Annotated in this window: 15 protein-coding genes; 8 read left to right on the plus strand and 7 right to left on the minus strand. The window is 43.8% G+C overall.

Annotated elements, in window-relative coordinates; genetic code table 11:
* From VJL_RS20340 to VJL_RS20370, 7 genes are all read right to left on the minus strand, one after another.
* Nucleotides 1-1,474 (minus strand): vWA domain-containing protein (locus VJL_RS20340; protein WP_038881004.1); only part of this gene is annotated, 1,474 nt, incomplete at its 3' end.
* Nucleotides 1,467-2,471: a vWA domain-containing protein gene (locus tag VJL_RS20345; protein ID WP_038881006.1), complete on the minus strand. Its 1,005-nt coding sequence runs from the start codon at nucleotides 2,469-2,471 to the stop codon at nucleotides 1,467-1,469. The genes VJL_RS20345 and VJL_RS20340, both read right to left, overlap by 8 nt.
* A complete protein-coding gene (locus VJL_RS20350; protein ID WP_038881008.1) occupies nucleotides 2,464-2,940 on the minus strand; it encodes a DUF4381 domain-containing protein in 477 nt (158 codons plus the stop codon). The genes VJL_RS20345 and VJL_RS20350 overlap by 8 nt, the downstream gene beginning before the upstream one ends.
* Before the next feature lie 40 nt (nucleotides 2,941-2,980).
* A complete protein-coding gene (locus VJL_RS20355; protein WP_038881009.1) occupies nucleotides 2,981-3,907 on the minus strand; it encodes a DUF58 domain-containing protein in 927 nt (308 codons plus the stop codon).
* Nucleotides 3,908-3,921: 14 nt separating this feature from the next.
* Nucleotides 3,922-4,878, minus strand: a complete 957-nt coding sequence (locus VJL_RS20360) for an AAA family ATPase (protein WP_038881011.1) — start codon at nucleotides 4,876-4,878, stop codon at nucleotides 3,922-3,924.
* A 178-nt stretch (nucleotides 4,879-5,056) separates the two neighbouring features.
* Nucleotides 5,057-5,782, minus strand: coding sequence for a hypothetical protein (locus VJL_RS20365; protein WP_227741151.1), 726 nt, complete (start codon nucleotides 5,780-5,782; stop codon nucleotides 5,057-5,059).
* A 19-nt stretch (nucleotides 5,783-5,801) separates the two neighbouring features.
* Complete coding sequence (locus VJL_RS20370) at nucleotides 5,802-7,178, minus strand: hypothetical protein (RefSeq protein ID WP_038881012.1); 1,377 nt, start codon at nucleotides 7,176-7,178, stop codon at nucleotides 5,802-5,804.
* A gap of 111 nt (nucleotides 7,179-7,289) precedes the next feature.
* Here VJL_RS20370 and VJL_RS28140 point away from each other — a divergent pair, with 111 nt between their 5' ends.
* From VJL_RS28140 to VJL_RS20410, 8 genes are all read left to right on the plus strand, one after another.
* Nucleotides 7,290-8,033: a Crp/Fnr family transcriptional regulator gene (locus VJL_RS28140; RefSeq protein ID WP_080774284.1), complete on the plus strand. Its 744-nt coding sequence runs from the start codon at nucleotides 7,290-7,292 to the stop codon at nucleotides 8,031-8,033.
* A 188-nt stretch (nucleotides 8,034-8,221) separates the two neighbouring features.
* The gene (locus VJL_RS20380) at nucleotides 8,222-10,138 is read left to right on the plus strand and encodes a methyl-accepting chemotaxis protein (protein ID WP_038881013.1); all 1,917 of its coding nucleotides are present in this window, start codon (nucleotides 8,222-8,224) and stop codon (nucleotides 10,136-10,138) included.
* Nucleotides 10,139-10,196: 58 nt separating this feature from the next.
* A complete protein-coding gene (locus tag VJL_RS20385) occupies nucleotides 10,197-10,397 on the plus strand; it encodes a restriction endonuclease subunit S (RefSeq protein ID WP_038870355.1) in 201 nt (66 codons plus the stop codon).
* 178 nt (nucleotides 10,398-10,575) lie between these two features.
* Nucleotides 10,576-11,244: a LuxR C-terminal-related transcriptional regulator gene (locus VJL_RS20390; protein ID WP_038870357.1), complete on the plus strand. Its 669-nt coding sequence runs from the start codon at nucleotides 10,576-10,578 to the stop codon at nucleotides 11,242-11,244.
* Nucleotides 11,245-11,474: 230 nt separating this feature from the next.
* Nucleotides 11,475-12,131 carry a LuxR C-terminal-related transcriptional regulator gene (locus VJL_RS20395; RefSeq protein WP_038870359.1) on the plus strand — a complete coding sequence of 219 codons (657 nt, stop codon included), beginning with the start codon at nucleotides 11,475-11,477 and terminating at the stop codon, nucleotides 12,129-12,131.
* A 201-nt stretch (nucleotides 12,132-12,332) separates the two neighbouring features.
* Nucleotides 12,333-12,917: a calcium-binding protein gene (locus VJL_RS20400; RefSeq protein WP_038870360.1), complete on the plus strand. Its 585-nt coding sequence runs from the start codon at nucleotides 12,333-12,335 to the stop codon at nucleotides 12,915-12,917.
* Nucleotides 12,918-12,981: 64 nt separating this feature from the next.
* Nucleotides 12,982-14,700 carry a type I secretion system permease/ATPase gene (locus VJL_RS20405; RefSeq protein WP_038881108.1) on the plus strand — a complete coding sequence of 573 codons (1,719 nt, stop codon included), beginning with the start codon at nucleotides 12,982-12,984 and terminating at the stop codon, nucleotides 14,698-14,700.
* Nucleotides 14,675-16,015, plus strand: a complete 1,341-nt coding sequence (locus VJL_RS20410; RefSeq protein ID WP_038870363.1) for an HlyD family type I secretion periplasmic adaptor subunit — start codon at nucleotides 14,675-14,677, stop codon at nucleotides 16,013-16,015. The genes VJL_RS20405 and VJL_RS20410 overlap by 26 nt, the downstream gene beginning before the upstream one ends.
* Nucleotides 16,016-16,097 lie beyond the last annotated feature (82 nt).

Consider the following 16,097-nt stretch of genomic DNA (forward strand, 5'->3'; position numbering starts at 1 on the left):
GCTGCTGTTGCTGCTGTTGCTGCTGTTGCTGCTGTTGCTGCTGTTGCTGCTGTTGCTGCTGTTGCTGCTGTTGCTGCTGTTGCTGCTGCTGTTGCTGCTGTTGCTGCTGTTGCTGCTGTTGCTGCTGTTGCTGCTGTTGCTTCAGTTTCTCCTCTACAACCGACAGGTTCTTTTTCGCCGACTCAAAATCGGGCTTCTCCTCTACCAATTGTTTGTAGAGGTTTGCTGCATCATCAAGTTGACCGTTTTGAGCAAGTGCATTGGCGAGGTTATAACGTCCATCCAAAGTCGAGTTGTTTGAGAAAGCCTCAATGGCACTTTCATAATCACCGGCTTGATAGCTGGCAGCACCTTTCCAGTTTGGGTCGGTAAAGGTGTTTTGTGCCTTTTCGTACTCACCTTGTTGATAAAGCTGCTCGCCTTGCTGGTTTTGATTTAGGAACGCGCTCGCTTCTGCTTTTGGTGTCCAAGTCATTGGTAGTACGGTCGCAACCAGCACCCAAACCATACCTCTACGAAAGAGAAGGACAGCAGGAATCAACAGCAGTGGAAGCAACCAGAAACCGCTATTTAAGCGCGAATCTGTTTTTACATCCTCGCTTTGTTTCGCGGCAAGGTTGTTACCAGCATTATTGGTAAACGCGGCAATGTTCTCTACATCACGGTTATTATGTTGAATCGGAACGAATAATCCGCCAGTTTGCTTCGCCAGCGTCTGTAAATTTTTCAGATTCGTTTTCGCCACAACCGTATTGCCTTGTCGGTTCTTCATCAAAGAACCATCCGGAAGAGCAATTGGTGCACCATTTGATGTTCCGATAGCAAGCACTGACACTCTGACATCTTTACCATTTAACAACGCTAGTGAACGTGATAGTTCGGAGTCATCCAAATCATCTGCCAACACAACGATATCACCTTGATTGACACCGGCTTGTGTAAATTGACCAAGAGCGGTTTCTATCGCGGATGGTAAATTCGAACCTTGGTAAGGCATCAGTTCTGGCGATAGATTCTCAATAATGCCAGCAAGTGTACTCGAATCGGTTGTGAGTGGGCTTAAGGTATAGGCGTCACCTGCGTAAGCGACTAAACCTGTCGAACCTTCTCTCCACTTCGGTAATAAATCTAACGCTTTATAGCGTGTTTGCGATAGTCGATTTGGCTTCACGTCCGTTGCGTACATAGAGCGTGACATATCCAAGACTAATACTCGGTTCTGGCTCAGTTCGAAACTTGGGCGAGTATTCGATTGCCAGCTCGGCCCTGCCAAAGCGATGCAGGCGGTCGCCCAAGCGAGTCCCCAGATAGCAAAGTAATGTTTGGTCTTGATGGAATGACCGAGCATTTTTGCCAAGTGCGGCGCTATCAAGGACGACTTCTTGGTTTTGTACTGGCTATTTAGGGCTAAGACGATAGGAATGACGAGCAAACCCAACAGCCAATATGGATATAAGAATATAAACTCAGCCATGTTTTCTCCTTAGAACAAACAGAAACACGGAAAGAACGAGTGCTGCGCTCAGTGGGTAAGGGAACCATTCAGATTGAGGTCGCCAAGTCTGAGTGTCGCTAGAGACGGGTTCTAACTGGTTAATTGTGTCGTAGATTTTTTCAAGTTCTTGCGCATCACGGGCACGGAAATACTGGCCACCTGTCATTTCGGCAATCTTAGTAAGTGTTTGCTCATCGAGGTCAGAAGCGGTGTTCACTTTACGAGACATGAAGAAGTCTTTCACCATCATCTCGCCCGCGCCCACCCCAACAGTGTAGATAGTGGCATTGTATTTTTTCGCAATGTCTGCGGCTTCAAGTGGATCTAATACGCCTGCTGTATTGCTGCCATCACTAAGTAAAATCATCACACGTTGTGGTGCGTCGCTATCAACAAAGGTTTTGGTACCTAAGCCGATTCCATCACCAATCGCTGTGCGTTGTCCAACCAAGCCAATCACAGTTTGATTGATTTGTTGCATCACGGTTTTACGGTCCGCCGTTAGCGGTGTTTGTAGGTAAGCATGATCGCCAAACAGAACGACACCCAAACGGTCCCCGTCGCGCTTTTGAACAAATTCAGACAGGACTTTCTTCACTGCTGTGAGACGGTCAATGTACTCGCCATTGTCGTTCATGTCTTCTTTTTGCATTGAGCCTGACAAGTCAACGACTAGCATCATGTCACGGTACTTCGGTTGGAACTCAACCGGGTCGCCATACCAAACCGGACGAGCACAAGCGATAACCAATAAAGCCCAGATAGCAATAGACAGTGCCTTCTGGGCTAACTGTTTTGGCTTGGTGCTGTGTTCGTTGTCAGGCAGGTAGGCCAGTTTGATTTCAGCTTGCTGAGTCTCTTCAGGGAAGAACTTATAAATCAGCCAAGGTAGGGGCAGTAAAAGAAGAGCCCACCACCAGACCAACTCAATGTTAAACCATTGAGAGAGGCTCGATACGAGATTTGCCTCAGTCACGAGTTTTTGCCTTTTTCTTCGGAGGCAAAGCGCTGTCAATCCAGAAAGCACAATCATCAATCAAATCTTGATGCTGTTCTTGACCAGATTTTTGGTAAAGCGCGGCTTGCCACTGTTGTTGTTTGTCTACGAATCGAGTTTCTTTGGTGTAGCTATCAAGAAACTCATACCAAGCAGAGCCTGTTAATGGTGCGATCTCTTCCCGAGGGAAGTAACTCAAAGCCGCTTGGCGGAGAACCTCTAATGCAGAAGACGGAGTATGTGGTGTGAGCGGGTTGGTCAACAATTTCAAAGCGGTCTTTTTAGCGACAAGACGTTTTGAACGCCATCTTAAGTACAACACGACAATTACGATGGAAAGAATTATCCCGCCCAGAACAGCCCACCATCCCCAAGCAAGTGGGAACCAATCTGGTGCATTCGGTAGGATTAAAGGTTCAAGGTTTAGGCTTTGGTTATTCGTTGTCATTATTACTACTGCTTGAATGTTTTATATGTTGTTACTGTGGTTAGCTTAATTGCTGAATCAGGGGAAACCCACTGGACAGACTATTAAATGGAATCGCCATCGAGTGGCATTGTTGTTTGATGGCTTGCTGATGCTTATCGAAGTATGATTCCAATGCCTTTCGTTGTCCTTTTGAACCAAAGTTGAACCATTGACTTCGATGACCGTCAGACGCTTTCGCTTGACCTCGAAATTTGGTTTCACCTCGCTCTAAAGGGTCATAGAACTGGACTGCGCGAACGCTGTTGTGTTGCTTTAGTCGACGCAGTTGAAGCAATTCTTTCTTTTCCACTTGAGCAAAGTCGCTCAGCAGGATGAGTTCACTGCCTTTCGGCGTCAGGTTGTGCAGCGTTTCAATTGCGGCCATGTAAGGCAACGTGCGTGTGCTGTCAGCGTGTTGATTCGTAAGCAATTGGTTGTGAGTATTCACTATCGCGTCAAGAATTCTCAGCCCTTGTTTTTGAAGAGAAGAAGGGCGGAACTCAATACACTGCGAGCCATCATCAATCACCGCGCCGATGCGGTCTTTCTTGGCTAACGTCAGCCAAATCAAGACGCTAGCGAAATGCGCCAGTTGAACCGACTTCAATACATATTGCGAACCAAAGTGCATGCTTGGGCTCAAGTCGATGTATAAGATCACCGCTTGCTCTTTGTCTTCAGCAAACAACTTGGTGTGCGCTTTTCCCGTTCGGGCCGTTACGCGCCAATCGATGCTGCGAATGTCATCACCCGCTTGGTATTGGCGTACTTCCATAAAGTCCATACCGCGCCCTTTTTGACGGCTGGTATGGTTACCGCTCATTTGCGACCAAATACTCTGTGCTGGTGGCAACCAACGAACCGATTGAGTGCGATATTGAAGCAGCTCTTCAAGGGTTAATGTCACCCCATTCGCATGAGGTGGCAATGCATATGATGCAGACATGTCACCTACCTACGTTATGCGCTACCTACAAGATTAAGAAGCTTGTCGATAACCTGATTTGCTGTAATGCCTTCTGCCTGAGCGTTGTAGCTAAGCAGTAGACGATGACGTAGCACAGGGTAAGCCATGACTTGAACGTCTTCTGGTGAAACGAAGTCACGACCTGCCAGCCACGCATGAGCACGAGCACAACGGTCAAGGGCGATCGTTGCACGCGGGCTTACACCCATTGATAGCCATTTTGCTAACTCAGAATCGTAATCGTTAGGAGTACGAGTCGCCATCACAAGACGGACAATGTATTGCTCAATCGCGTCTGCCATATGAATGTTGAGCACTTCTTTGCGCGCTGTGAAGATGTCCTCCTGGCTTAAACTCGGGCGTTCCACCGCTGCTTCGCCTTTCGCTTCACCACGGTTGATGCGTAAGATGGCGAGCTCGTGCTCTGCATCTGGGTAATCCACATCAAGGTGCAACAAGAAACGGTCGAGCTGCGCTTCTGGCAGCGGATAAGTTCCTTCTTGTTCTATCGGGTTTTGCGTCGCCATTACCAAGAAAAGTTCGGGTAGCGCATACGTGTTGCGGCCAGCCGTTACTTGCTTTTCTGCCATGGCTTCGAGCATTGCTGCTTGAACTTTGGCCGGCGCACGGTTGATTTCATCGGCAAGGATCAAAGAATTGAAAATAGGACCAGACTGAAAGGTAAATTCGCCCGTTTCAGGACGGAATATATCTGTACCCGTTAAGTCGGCAGGCAGTAGGTCGGGCGTAAATTGAATGCGGTTGAAATCGCCCTCGACACAATCAGACAGGGATTTTACAGCTCGTGTTTTTGCAAGACCTGGAGGACCTTCAACCAAGATGTGCCCATCGGCAAGTAGAGCGATCAGTAACTGTTTTACCAGATCATGTTGACCAATGATCTGGGACTCTAAATAGCTTTGAAGCGTTTCGAAGTTCGTTTTGTGCATTTTGTGGACTCTCTGGGTATCCATTTGATTCTTATTTTGTGTATTGGTCACTCATTCGTAGGGAAAAGTTCCAGTACGCCCGTGTAATTTATCTTTCCAATATTGGGATCTTGCTATGGTTTACAAGCTGTTGGCGAGAAACTATCAATCAGCAACGCATATTTTGTTATCTATGTTCTCAAAAGGCATGTTTTAGCGTGAGCCAAAAGTTGTCATCTTCATCCGTATTCATCGCCACACTCGAATCTTTGGTGATGTTGTGCCCGACCTGTGTGACAAGTTCAAACAAACGGATCTTTCGCCCTTTTATACTATAGGTATATTGAGGCACTAAGTTAACGAACCAATCGCTAGTGACTTGCCAGCGTATAAACGTATATAAGGTCAAGATTGATGTGTTTGGGAACACAGAGTTTTTTGCTGCTTCATTTTCTGTCCAAGTTTCACCGTACAGAAATGCTGGATTCACTCTCAAATTCTCTAAAACGGGAACAATCTGTATGACCCCGAGTGAAGCGCGATTGACCGTAATAGAGCCCGTATTATTGCGTTGGGCGTCAAGAAATAACCCACTACCACTAGGTTTGTAGATAGAGAAATGACGTAAATGCACGGTTTCAAAATCGTCCTTGAATTGAAGAAAACTGTTGTGTCCCAACACACTGTCGGGGCTATTAAACCCGATTTGTCCAATTGCTCCATATCCATTGGTGCCAGTTCGTAAACCTATAAATGAGCTAAGAGCGGTAGGATCGTCGAGATCTTCGATCGTTTTAGGGGTTGTAGGTGATGCGTAAACACTAGTAATTAAGAGTATTAACAACAGAAACAGCACGAGTTTTAATAACATAGCGACCTCTGGATAAGAATAAATGTGAATCAATGGCAGGATAGAACCTGCCATTCTTAATGAGAGCTTGGGGTTAGTCTTCGTTACATGGGAACATGAGTTCGAAGTTGTTTGTGGTGGTATAGAAGGTTCTCGGGTAATACTCTCTCATCACAGGGGCTATATCTTTGTCCTGCTGAATATTTTGTATGGCGTGAGAAAATGTCGGAGAGGCAAGCATGTGGCGAATTTGAACGATTGACGCGTCTTTATCGATAATGCCATCGCCATCATCGGCCATTGGCAGCCAACCAATACCACATTGAGTAAAAGCATTGCGAGGTCTGTCTGATTTGCGACTTACGGCAATGGTATAGTAACCGTCTTTGTCGACAGGGATTCGTTCATCATAAAGGCAGTCATTGACTTTGGTAACGGCAAATCCTTTGTTGGAACAAACGGACCAATAGCGAAGTTCACCGTTGCCCATGGTTTTTTCACCGTAGAAAGTTTTAGGAGTGATAGGGGCTTTAGCGCGTAGCACAAACACCGGACCATGCTTGCGGTTGACGACAGTTCGAATATAGTTGTTGTCTAGATTAGGATAAAAGCCACCAGAACTACGCCTTGCCTCTGGGTTTATGTTTCCTGTATAAATTCCTAGCAAACTTTGGCGATCTAACTGGATGTGCCAAGTCGCTGGATTCGTAGCAGGGAAACCGGCAGGTTTGTTGGGCTGAGTCACCAGTTTTCGGTACTTTTCTACTGGTATCCCTAAAGCGTTCAACTTCGCTGCTAATGGTTGAGAGCTGTTCAGGGCGTCACACGCTTCTGGGCCTCTTAGCTCTTTACCTGACGCAAGTGTCACGACGGGCTCTGGCAGAGCAGCGTTTGCGGTGCCATCACTGTTTTCATCTTTTGCATAGATACGATAAATCAGTACTTGCTGATTGGCGGATGATTTTGGTGTGTGCAGTTCATCAGATTCAACACCTTCACGAGTTTGGCCTGCGGTGTAGTCTTTTATTGGCTCCGAATCGAGAATTCTAACTTGATAGCTTCTAAATACACTGTCTCGTTGACTCCCGTTTCTAAAGGGATTTACGCTGCTTTGGCTCGGTTTAATCATATAGTCAGGTAAGGATTGAACTGGTCTTCCTCGATCGTCGTAGCTGATTAATGACATATAGCGGGAGTGGGGAAATTGGCCTTCTAATCTCAGTGTTGCGCCTTCTGGCACGGTGAAAGCGGACCCCCAATATTTTACGGCAGCATCAGGGTAGGCAACGTTGATGTATGGATCGGCTGAGACCGGCCCGTAGCGAAAAAAGCACGTTCTTTCTCCTGGAATTCCCTCAAAATGATCATCGGCGACAGATGCAGTACTCCATGTTGCGCAGGTTAATAGAACGCCTAATATCGAGACGTGACTGAGTAATCTTCGGTGTGTTTTTAAGCATGGCATTAGCATTATTGAATCCTCTTCTCACAGCCTTGTTGCTTTTACTGGCTTTTCTTATCGGATAATTGTTAGTCTTTCGTAACAATTAATTAACAACATATCGAAGATAGGATGAGAACAATGTCTAAAAACTTACATTCTCATGTTGAGTTTCCACTTGGTCAGTTGGAACAAGATGCTTTGCTTTGTCAGATCTTAAATAAAGACCCAACGCTTCAACGCTTAGAGAAAAGTGCGATTGAAGAAATGATTTTGTCGGCAAAAATTGAGACTTATAAGATGCCGACGTTGCTACATTCAGCTCATAAATCCGTTGACACAATGCGGCTTGTTATATCCGGTCATATTGAGTTAGCGAGTTGCAGTGAAGGTGGTGACGAAGCTTGCATTGCGATACTGGGGCCGGGCAGTTGGTTGACATGGGTAGGTTGTTTTGAGAATGAACCCACCAACCATGATTTCTATTCGTCTTCTGACGCTGTGATCATTGCTATACCAGTCAAGAAAATGAGAGAGATCGCCTCGCGTTATCCTGTTTTATATCAGATTGCGATTCACGAAATCAGTTTCCGTTTCCGATTACTTATGGAGTGGACAACCGAATCTGTCCTTTTAAAGAATGAATACCGGGTGGCAAAGTTATTGTATTTGGTGAGTCGATTAAACGCACCCCATGGAGAGCCAAGTCCTATCTTATATACCCAAAACAAACTCGCCCATTTATCTCGATGTACTCGTCAGACATTAAGCCGTTCTCTGCAATGTCTGTCTAAAGAGGGCATTATTCAAATTGGCTATCGACGAATAGACATCATCAATCAAGATAGGTTAAACGCGTTTATTGCACAGGGATTGGCAGATTAGATTAGAAAAGATTCGTTAAAGAAGAAAGCGTTTCTGTTACATCATTTTTGCAGATTTTTGTGAGATTTTTCTCTAGTTTTGTAGGACTGGGCCGATATAGATTCCGAGCCGTGCATAGCAAATACTCATGCACCAAGTTTACCCTGTTCAGAATGCAGATAACGAGTGATTCTTTTAAAGGTCCAAATATGTTGAAACTTACTTCTCTGAGTATCAAACAAAAGGTGGTACTCGGTATTACTTTTGCGGTTTTAGCCTCGACTATTATTGTCGGTGTCATGGCGCAGCGCCACGCCCGAGAGGTGCTTAGTCACCGTTTGATTGACATTGAATTGCCTGCGATGTTGCAGCAAATCAATACCGAAATTGACCGTGAAGTTGTCCAAATGCAACAAGCGGCAAAACAGTTAGCAACCAACGAATTTGTGGTTGAAGCCCTATCTACGACCGACCGTAACCCCATAGTTGAAGCGCAACTCGTTCAGCAACTCAATAATGTGAAATCTCAATATGAGTTAAACGATGCGTCTGTAGCAAACCGCCAAACCGCATACTACTGGAACCAGAACGGCTTTCTACGTCAACTCAATCGCTCACAGGATGGGTGGTTTTTTGGGTTCACCTCTTCGGGCCAAGACACGTCAGTGAGCGTGTTCCAAGAGTCCAATGGTGACGTGAAAATGTTTGCTAATTATCAAGATGTGAATGGCATCTCGATGTCTGGTTTGTCAAAATCGATGGATGATATGGTGTCGCTCCTGAATGGCTTCAAGATTGAGAAATCAGGCTATGTTTTCCTAACGAATAGTAAAGGTGACATCCAGATCCATCGCCAGCAAGGCAAAAATAAAACCTCAATTGGCCAACTGTTTGGAAGAGACGCTTCTCAGCTGCTTAACAAAGGTCATTTCAATCTCGTTACTACCGAATTTGAAGCCCAAGATATGTTTGTATCTAGCCTGTATGTGCCATCAATGGATTGGTTTGTGGTTGGTGTCGTGCCAGTGAATGAGGTATTTGCTGACCTTGATGCAACAGCAGAGAAAATGTTGTTTACGACAGCAATCGTGGCGCTAATCTTCATCGCAATGGGTATTTTGCTAGCAAACAGCATTACTAACCCAATTCGCCAAATTGCAGACCGATTCACTGACCTTGGTGAAGGGGAAGGCGATTTGGCTCAGCGTATCGAAATCAAAGGTAACGACGAGATTGCTCAGCTATCAAAAGGCTTTAATGGCTTTATTGAAAAGATTCACGCGACTATGAAAGAAGTGTCGTTAACCAGCGGCGCATTAAGCCAAGCTGCAGACAGTGTATCCAGCAAAGCCACATCAACGCACGATAATAGCCAAGAGCAGCGTGACCAAACAATTCAAGTAGTAACGGCGATTAACCAGATGGGTGCGACCATCAGTGAGATTGCCTCTAACGCTGCAACCGCTGCGGATACAGCAAACCAAGCATCTGATAACACACAGACAGGTCGCCAAGTGGTTACTCAAGCGAAAGAAGTGATCAGTCGCCTTGCCGATGACGTTGAAACGACCAGCATGGTAGTGACGCAACTAGCAACCACTACCAAGGACATTGGATCTATTTTGGATGTGATTCGTGATATCTCTGAGCAAACCAATTTACTTGCGCTGAATGCGGCAATTGAAGCTGCGCGAGCAGGGGAGCAAGGTCGTGGTTTTGCTGTCGTCGCTGACGAGGTTCGAAACCTTGCTTCACGCACTGCTGTCTCTACCGAAGAGATTCAGAAGATGATCAACCAGCTTCAAAGTGACGCTCAAGATGCAGTGACTGCAATGGAAGCGGGTAAAGCGGTAACATTCGAAGGCGTTGCCTCAACTGATGAAGCGGTTGAAGTGTTAATGAACATCTCTGAGCGTATTGCCGATATCTCTGACCGAAACACACAAGTAGCGACGGCAACCGAAGAACAGTCAACGGTTGTACATACCATCAATCAGAACATTGAAGAAATCAATGCGATTAATGAAATGACCACGGCTACAGCTGAAGAGTTGGCAAGTGCAAGCCAAGACCTACAAGAGCTATCCTCTCGTTTGGATAAGATGGTTGGTAGCTTCAAACTCTAGAGTTGGATAGAATAGGCCTAATTTACAAGTTTAACGACTATATATTTAGGTAAGTACTATGAATGACTTCGAAAAAGAACTAGAACAGATTTCACAAGAAGCTGCTCAAGAGCCGGAAGTAAAGCTTCCTTCTTTAGAAGAGCAAAAGCAAATCGCTGCTGAACTGAAGAAGCTAGAAGCTGAAGGAAAGCTGACGCCAGAGGTTCTTGAGCAATACTTTGGTAAGTTCAATCAGAAAAATTCAACACCAGTGCACTAATAAAGGGGGAGTTTACGAACTCCCTTTTTCATACCTACCCATTAACTCACCTTCTTTAACTAGCTTTTAATCAATAAGTTATTCTTTGTTACTACTTTTTTTCATACTTGACAATACTGCTGCTCTATCTAAATCTATTGCTTATTTAAATCAAAATAACTAAAGGGCTGCAAAAGAGATGGAGTGTAAAAGTACAAGGAACGTCATATTAATTACTGAGGACAGTTTGCAGTCGTCTTTGCTTAAAGATGTTCTCGAAACCAAACTCAGTATTAACGTTGTTTTGATTACCCCAGAGAAGCTCAGTGAGCCCTTAAATTGCCACGGCTCAGCTTCGGCAACCTTAATCGATTACAGTGTGGTTTCAGATGAAATCTTTGCTCGTTATGTAGAATTCAAGAAAACTGAGCTAAAAGACACGATTGAAGTGCTGATCAATTGCGATAAAACCATTTCAACAGAAGAGCTGTTCGTTTGGCAGAATCTTGCCGGAATTTTCTATACATCGGATGATATTAATAATCTTCAAGTTGGAATTGGCAAAGTTTTACAGGGCGATATGTGGTTTAGCCGTAAGTTTTCACAACAGTATATTACGCACTTACGTCGACACAGCAGACCAGTTAATAAGAGCATGTCCGCAATTTTGACGAAAAGAGAACAGCAAATTATTACCTTCTTATCAATGGGGGCTTCGAATCAACAGATTGCTGAGCAACTATTTGTGAGTGAAAATACTGTGAAAACCCATCTCCACAATATTTTTAAGAAGATTGACGTGAAAAATAGAGTTCAAGCATTAATTTGGGCTAAAGAAAATATGTCTGGTTTATCAATAGCAGTATAAATTCAGCTAAGTTAGCGTTTATTTCTTCTAAATTGCGATGTAGATCTATCATTCATTTTTAATATGTAAGGAGTGTTTCTTTTATGAGAAACACTTTTTTTGTTTATGATTTTAACCAAATTGCAATTTAAAAAAGTATCAAATAACTCTACTCTATCGTCTAGCACTTAGATATGAGTTTAGGTGCTCAGCAATAACTATTAAATTCAGAATATTAAGTTAGTGAAAGTATGAGAAACATTATGGAACAGTATAAGGAAAGGCCCGAGATCCTAATGATCACTCAACAAAGTCTGCAGAGTGAAAATTTTAAGGAGATGCTTTCTAAAAATACAGAAACCAAAATAACCATCATCGATAGTAAAAATCCAAGCTACCACGAATTGATTCCTGAAGAGTATTTCCTGTTAGTTGATTTCTCTGTAGAAACACCATCTGATACTTTGGTTTATCTGAAAGATAATGAAAAAGTGCTAGGAACAATTATGTTAAACCTAGGGCATGAGCTTGATACAGAAGAATTAGCGTCATGGCCACATGTTAAAGGTATATTCGGTCCAAGCGATTCGATGGCGAAACTTTGTCAAGGACTTAAAGCGATTATTGATGGTGATAATTGGCTATCAAGACGACTACTTGAACAACTTTTGACTTATTACAAAGGTAAGGAGTCAAACTATGTTATTGAGCCAGCGATAGAAGTTGAACTTACTCGAAGAGAGGTACAAGTTCTTCAGATGTTGAAAGACGGTGGTTCTAATATGGAAATAGCAGATTCACTGTTTATTAGTGAGCATACGATTAAATCTCACCTTTACAACATATTCAGAAAAATTGAGGTTAAAAACCGCACCCAAGCGACAAGTTGGGCGAAGAGAAACCTTTAGTACTACTTTTAACTTTTTGTTTTAGATGTTGTTTATATCTAAAAGTACCACTTTTTGTAGTGTTAAAAATATTGATAGTTTGAAATATCAATCCATATTCAAACTTGTTCCTATGTTTATGTTTATTAGACTTCTCATGTCTGAAGGAAGTTAATCCAGACGTGAAGGTCTATTCAAATATAAAGCCAAGAGGGACATAAAATGAGCACAAATGACACATATTTCGGTGATTCGGGTGAAAATAACCAAGTCGCTGATTTTGATGGCGGCAATGACATCTTCGTCGGCTTTGGTGGCAACGATTCATTCGTTGGTGGCGGTGGTGACGATTTCGTTGTAGGCGGCGCTGGTAATGACCGTCTAACCGGTGGTGCTGGTGACGATATTCTAATGGCTGGTACAGGCAACGACTACCTTGGTGGCGGTACAGGTAGTGATTTATTGCTCGGTTTATTGGGAGATAACAAGCTAAACGGTGGCGTCGGTGATGATGTTTTGGTTGCTGGTTCTGGTGACAACGTTGTTATTGGTGGTAGCGGTGCAGACAAGTTCGTCTTTACGGACAAGTTTGGTGGTCACGGCGAGGCAAAAGTGGTTGATTTTACCATTGGTGAGGACTCCCTTCACATCATCAGTGATTCTGTAACGTCATATTCTGATCTTACTTTTACCTATGATGCGAAAGGTAATGCTGTCTTTACAGACGGCGTCGATCTCACCGTTAAACTTATTGGTGTTACACAAGAAGACATCAACTCATACGGTAGCGACTTGTTCATTATTTAGAATTGAGTCTATTTTAGGCGCTAGTATTTCTAGCGCCTACGCTTGCAAATATGTGGTAGTAATCGTGCAAAAAACGGTTTTCAAAGAAGTCAGACAAAAACTATGCACGCTCACAGGCTTGCTGATTGGTTTTAGTCTATTTATAAACTTATTAGTCCTATCTATTCCGTTGTACATGTTACAAGTGTACAACCGAGTCATCTCTTCTTATTCCATTGATACACTGCTCCTTCTGACGGTTATTGTCATTGCGGCTTTATTGACGATGTCTCTGATTGACATTGCTCGAGCTCAAATGAGCAAGACATTTGGGTATTGGATGGATGCGAAACTTTCGGTATTTATGCTGAAACGAAGTATTCAATATCAAGCTCATTCAGGGAAAAGCTACACGTCACAAGTATTAAGAGATATCCAAAACATCAAAAGCTTTCTAAGTAGCCAGGCCCCTTATCCTTTGCTTGACGCCCCTTGGACTCCAGTCTTTATTCTCTTCGTGTATTTGCTCCATCCTATGTTGGGACATATTGCTCTGGGCGGTTCTGTTGTGCTCTTTAGCTTAGGAGTGGTCAATGAATTAGTGACCAGAAAGACGATGCAAGAGAGTGAAGTTCGGGCTATATCGCATATAAATCATGCCGAGATCGCTACCCAAAATGCGAACTCAATTATGGCGATGGGGATGATGAATGCGTTTTTAGAAAAGTGGTATTCAAACGTTAATGAATCGAATCGATTGGAACAGCGAGTTACAGGTAAGTCGATTTACTTGGCCAACTTTTCCAAATTCGTTCGCGGTGCGTTACAAATTTGCTTGCTGGGTGGTGGAGCATTATTGGTTATCCAACACGAAATCACCGCGGGTGCCATGATAGCCAGTTCAATATTAATGAGCAGGGCGCTGTCTCCGATGGAGCAAGCTATCGGTACTTGGCGAAGCGCCATGTCAGCAAGAAATGCTTATCAGCGTTTATTTGAGATTGATCGAGTGGTTACGCAAGAAGAATCTGATATGCCTTTACCAAGGCCAAAAGGGCACTTTGAGTTGACAGGAATGGCTTATCGCCACCCCGGAGCGAGTGAACCTGTTTTATCAGGTATTAGTTTATCTATTCCTCCTGGTGTATCTGTTGGTGTTATTGGCCCTTCAGGTACAGGGAAATCGACTTTTGCTAGGCTTTTACTGGGTAACATCAAGCCGTTAGCCGGCAAGGTAACGTTAGATGGGATGGAGGTCTCGACTTGGGCCTCAGAAGATCGCGGTGCCCACTTTGGTTATTTAGCACAAGAGGTTGAACTCTTCCCTGGTACTATTCGAGATAATATTGCACGTTTTAAAGATGAAGATCCTGCAAAAGTTATTCAAGCTGCTCAGCTTGCAGGTTGCCACGAATTGATTCTGAAAAAGAACAAGGGATATGATTTTGTGATTGGTGAGAACGGGCGTGGGCTTTCAGGCGGTGAACGACAACGTATCGCATTAGCTAGGGCTGCATATGGAGAGCCATCCGTTGTGGTATTTGATGAAGCGAATGCAAACTTGGATGGCGAAGGTGAAGCCGCTTACCAACGCTTGATTGCGCATTTGAAATCACAAGGTTCAACCGTCATTGTTATTGCTCACAACCCGAGCACGTTGAGACAAATGGATCGTCTACTCTATTTAGCGGAAGGCCGAATTAAGCTTTATGGAGCAAAAGACGAAGTGCTGAAGCGTTTGATGGGAGAAGAAAAAACAGACATACCGAGGGTGCGAAATGAGCAATCAACTGCCAACCGTTAATGAAATGGCTTCCGAAAAAGTCTTTCGCTTCAAACCAGATGCAGAGCTTCATTTAAAAGGGCCAATCTTTCTTGCTATTTTAACGCTGACTTTATTTTTGGGCGGGTTGGGTTATTGGGCGGCAACAGCAAAATTGGAGAGCGCAGCCATAGCTTATGGCGACCTTTCTGTCTTGAGCAAACGGCAAGAAATTCAGCATTTAGAAGGCGGAATTATCGATAAGCTGTATGTACAAGAAGGTGATCTTGTGGAAAAAGGCCAGTTACTAATACAGTTGTCTGAACGTCAAGCAACCGCCAAATTGGATGCGCTCGGTGGTCAATACATTCACACCTTAGCAAAGGAAAATCGTTTGAATGCAGAGTTAGATGAACTGCCTGACATCAATTGGTCTCAAGATCTTGAAACGATACAAAGCACCGATGTCGTGACCGAGGCAAAGTCAGTTCAAAACAAAATTTTTGAAGCCAGAAAGCGATTTTTCGACAGTAAATTAAGTATTATAAATCAAAGTATCTCGGGGGCGAACCTAGAGCTTGAAAACTTAAAGCAGACCAAAGTTATTGAAAGAGAAAGACTCAAGTTTATCGAGGAAGAAATCACAAGTAACCAAGCTTTGGTGCAGAAAGGCTTTTCTGGAAAATCGGCTTTGTTGCAGTTAAAGCGCTTGGCAGCAGAGGTGAGAAGCACACTAAGCCAATTAGATAGGCAATCACTGACGGTCAGTAAGCGATTGGATGAGAATCAAGCCAAGATAGAAGAACTTAGGCTAGAGCGACTTAATGAGATTGTTGAGGAGCTAAGAAACACCAAAACTGAGATGGTAACGATTCGAGAAGAATATCGCTCAGCAAAAGATGTGGTTGCGCGCACTGCTATTGTTGCCCCTATTTCAGGGAGAGTGGTTAATATGCAAGTCTTTACCGAAAAGGGCGTCATTGGATCTGGAGAGACCTTATTAGAGCTTGTACCTCAGGACGATAAGTTGCTGGTGGAAGCGAGAGTCAGTCCGCAAGATATCGATTTAATTACGCCAGGACAGCATGCTCAGATCCGTTTGACAGCATTGAATGCTAGAACACTTGCACCTTTAGATGGAACCGTCTTGACGATTTCTGCGGATAAGTTGTCTGAACAAAATGAAGACGACTTCTATCTTGCTCGTATTGCACTTTCTCAAGAGGATGTAACCAAGCATAGGTTAACGTCAGGTATGAATGCTGAAGTGTTGATTCTCTCAGAACCTAGGACGCCATTGAGTTATCTTGTTAAACCATTAACTGAAAGTATGAATCGTGCATTTCGAGAAGATTAATGGATGGTTTTTGTTTGAATTAACGTCATTGTGCCAACGTAAATTGCGTAAATAAATAATTCATTAGTCGGGTCACATTTTG

The sequence above is a fragment of the Vibrio jasicida CAIM 1864 = LMG 25398 genome (genome assembly GCF_000400365.1).
In the GTDB taxonomy this organism is placed as follows: Bacteria; Pseudomonadota; Gammaproteobacteria; order Enterobacterales; family Vibrionaceae; genus Vibrio; species Vibrio jasicida.

What these genes read in the sequence shown, in the direction of transcription:
- VJL_RS20385 (WP_038870355.1), top strand. Translation starts at nt 10,197, where the DNA reads ATGAATGACTTCGAAAAAGAACTAGAACAGATTTCACAAGAAGCTGCT.
- VJL_RS20410 (WP_038870363.1), top strand. Translation starts at nt 14,675, where the DNA reads ATGAGCAATCAACTGCCAACCGTTAATGAAATGGCTTCCGAAAAAGTC.
- VJL_RS20355 (WP_038881009.1), bottom strand. Translation starts at nt 3,907, where the DNA reads ATGTCTGCATCATATGCATTGCCACCTCATGCGAATGGGGTGACATTA.
- VJL_RS20360 (WP_038881011.1), bottom strand. Translation starts at nt 4,878, where the DNA reads ATGCACAAAACGAACTTCGAAACGCTTCAAAGCTATTTAGAGTCCCAG.
- VJL_RS20380 (WP_038881013.1), top strand. Translation starts at nt 8,222, where the DNA reads ATGTTGAAACTTACTTCTCTGAGTATCAAACAAAAGGTGGTACTCGGT.
- VJL_RS20390 (WP_038870357.1), top strand. Translation starts at nt 10,576, where the DNA reads ATGGAGTGTAAAAGTACAAGGAACGTCATATTAATTACTGAGGACAGT.
- VJL_RS28140 (WP_080774284.1), top strand. Translation starts at nt 7,290, where the DNA reads ATGTCTAAAAACTTACATTCTCATGTTGAGTTTCCACTTGGTCAGTTG.
- VJL_RS20395 (WP_038870359.1), top strand. Translation starts at nt 11,475, where the DNA reads ATGAGAAACATTATGGAACAGTATAAGGAAAGGCCCGAGATCCTAATG.
- VJL_RS20365 (WP_227741151.1), bottom strand. Translation starts at nt 5,782, where the DNA reads ATGGCAGGTTCTATCCTGCCATTGATTCACATTTATTCTTATCCAGAG.
- VJL_RS20370 (WP_038881012.1), bottom strand. Translation starts at nt 7,178, where the DNA reads ATGCTAATGCCATGCTTAAAAACACACCGAAGATTACTCAGTCACGTC.
- VJL_RS20400 (WP_038870360.1), top strand. Translation starts at nt 12,333, where the DNA reads ATGAGCACAAATGACACATATTTCGGTGATTCGGGTGAAAATAACCAA.
- VJL_RS20350 (WP_038881008.1), bottom strand. Translation starts at nt 2,940, where the DNA reads ATGACAACGAATAACCAAAGCCTAAACCTTGAACCTTTAATCCTACCG.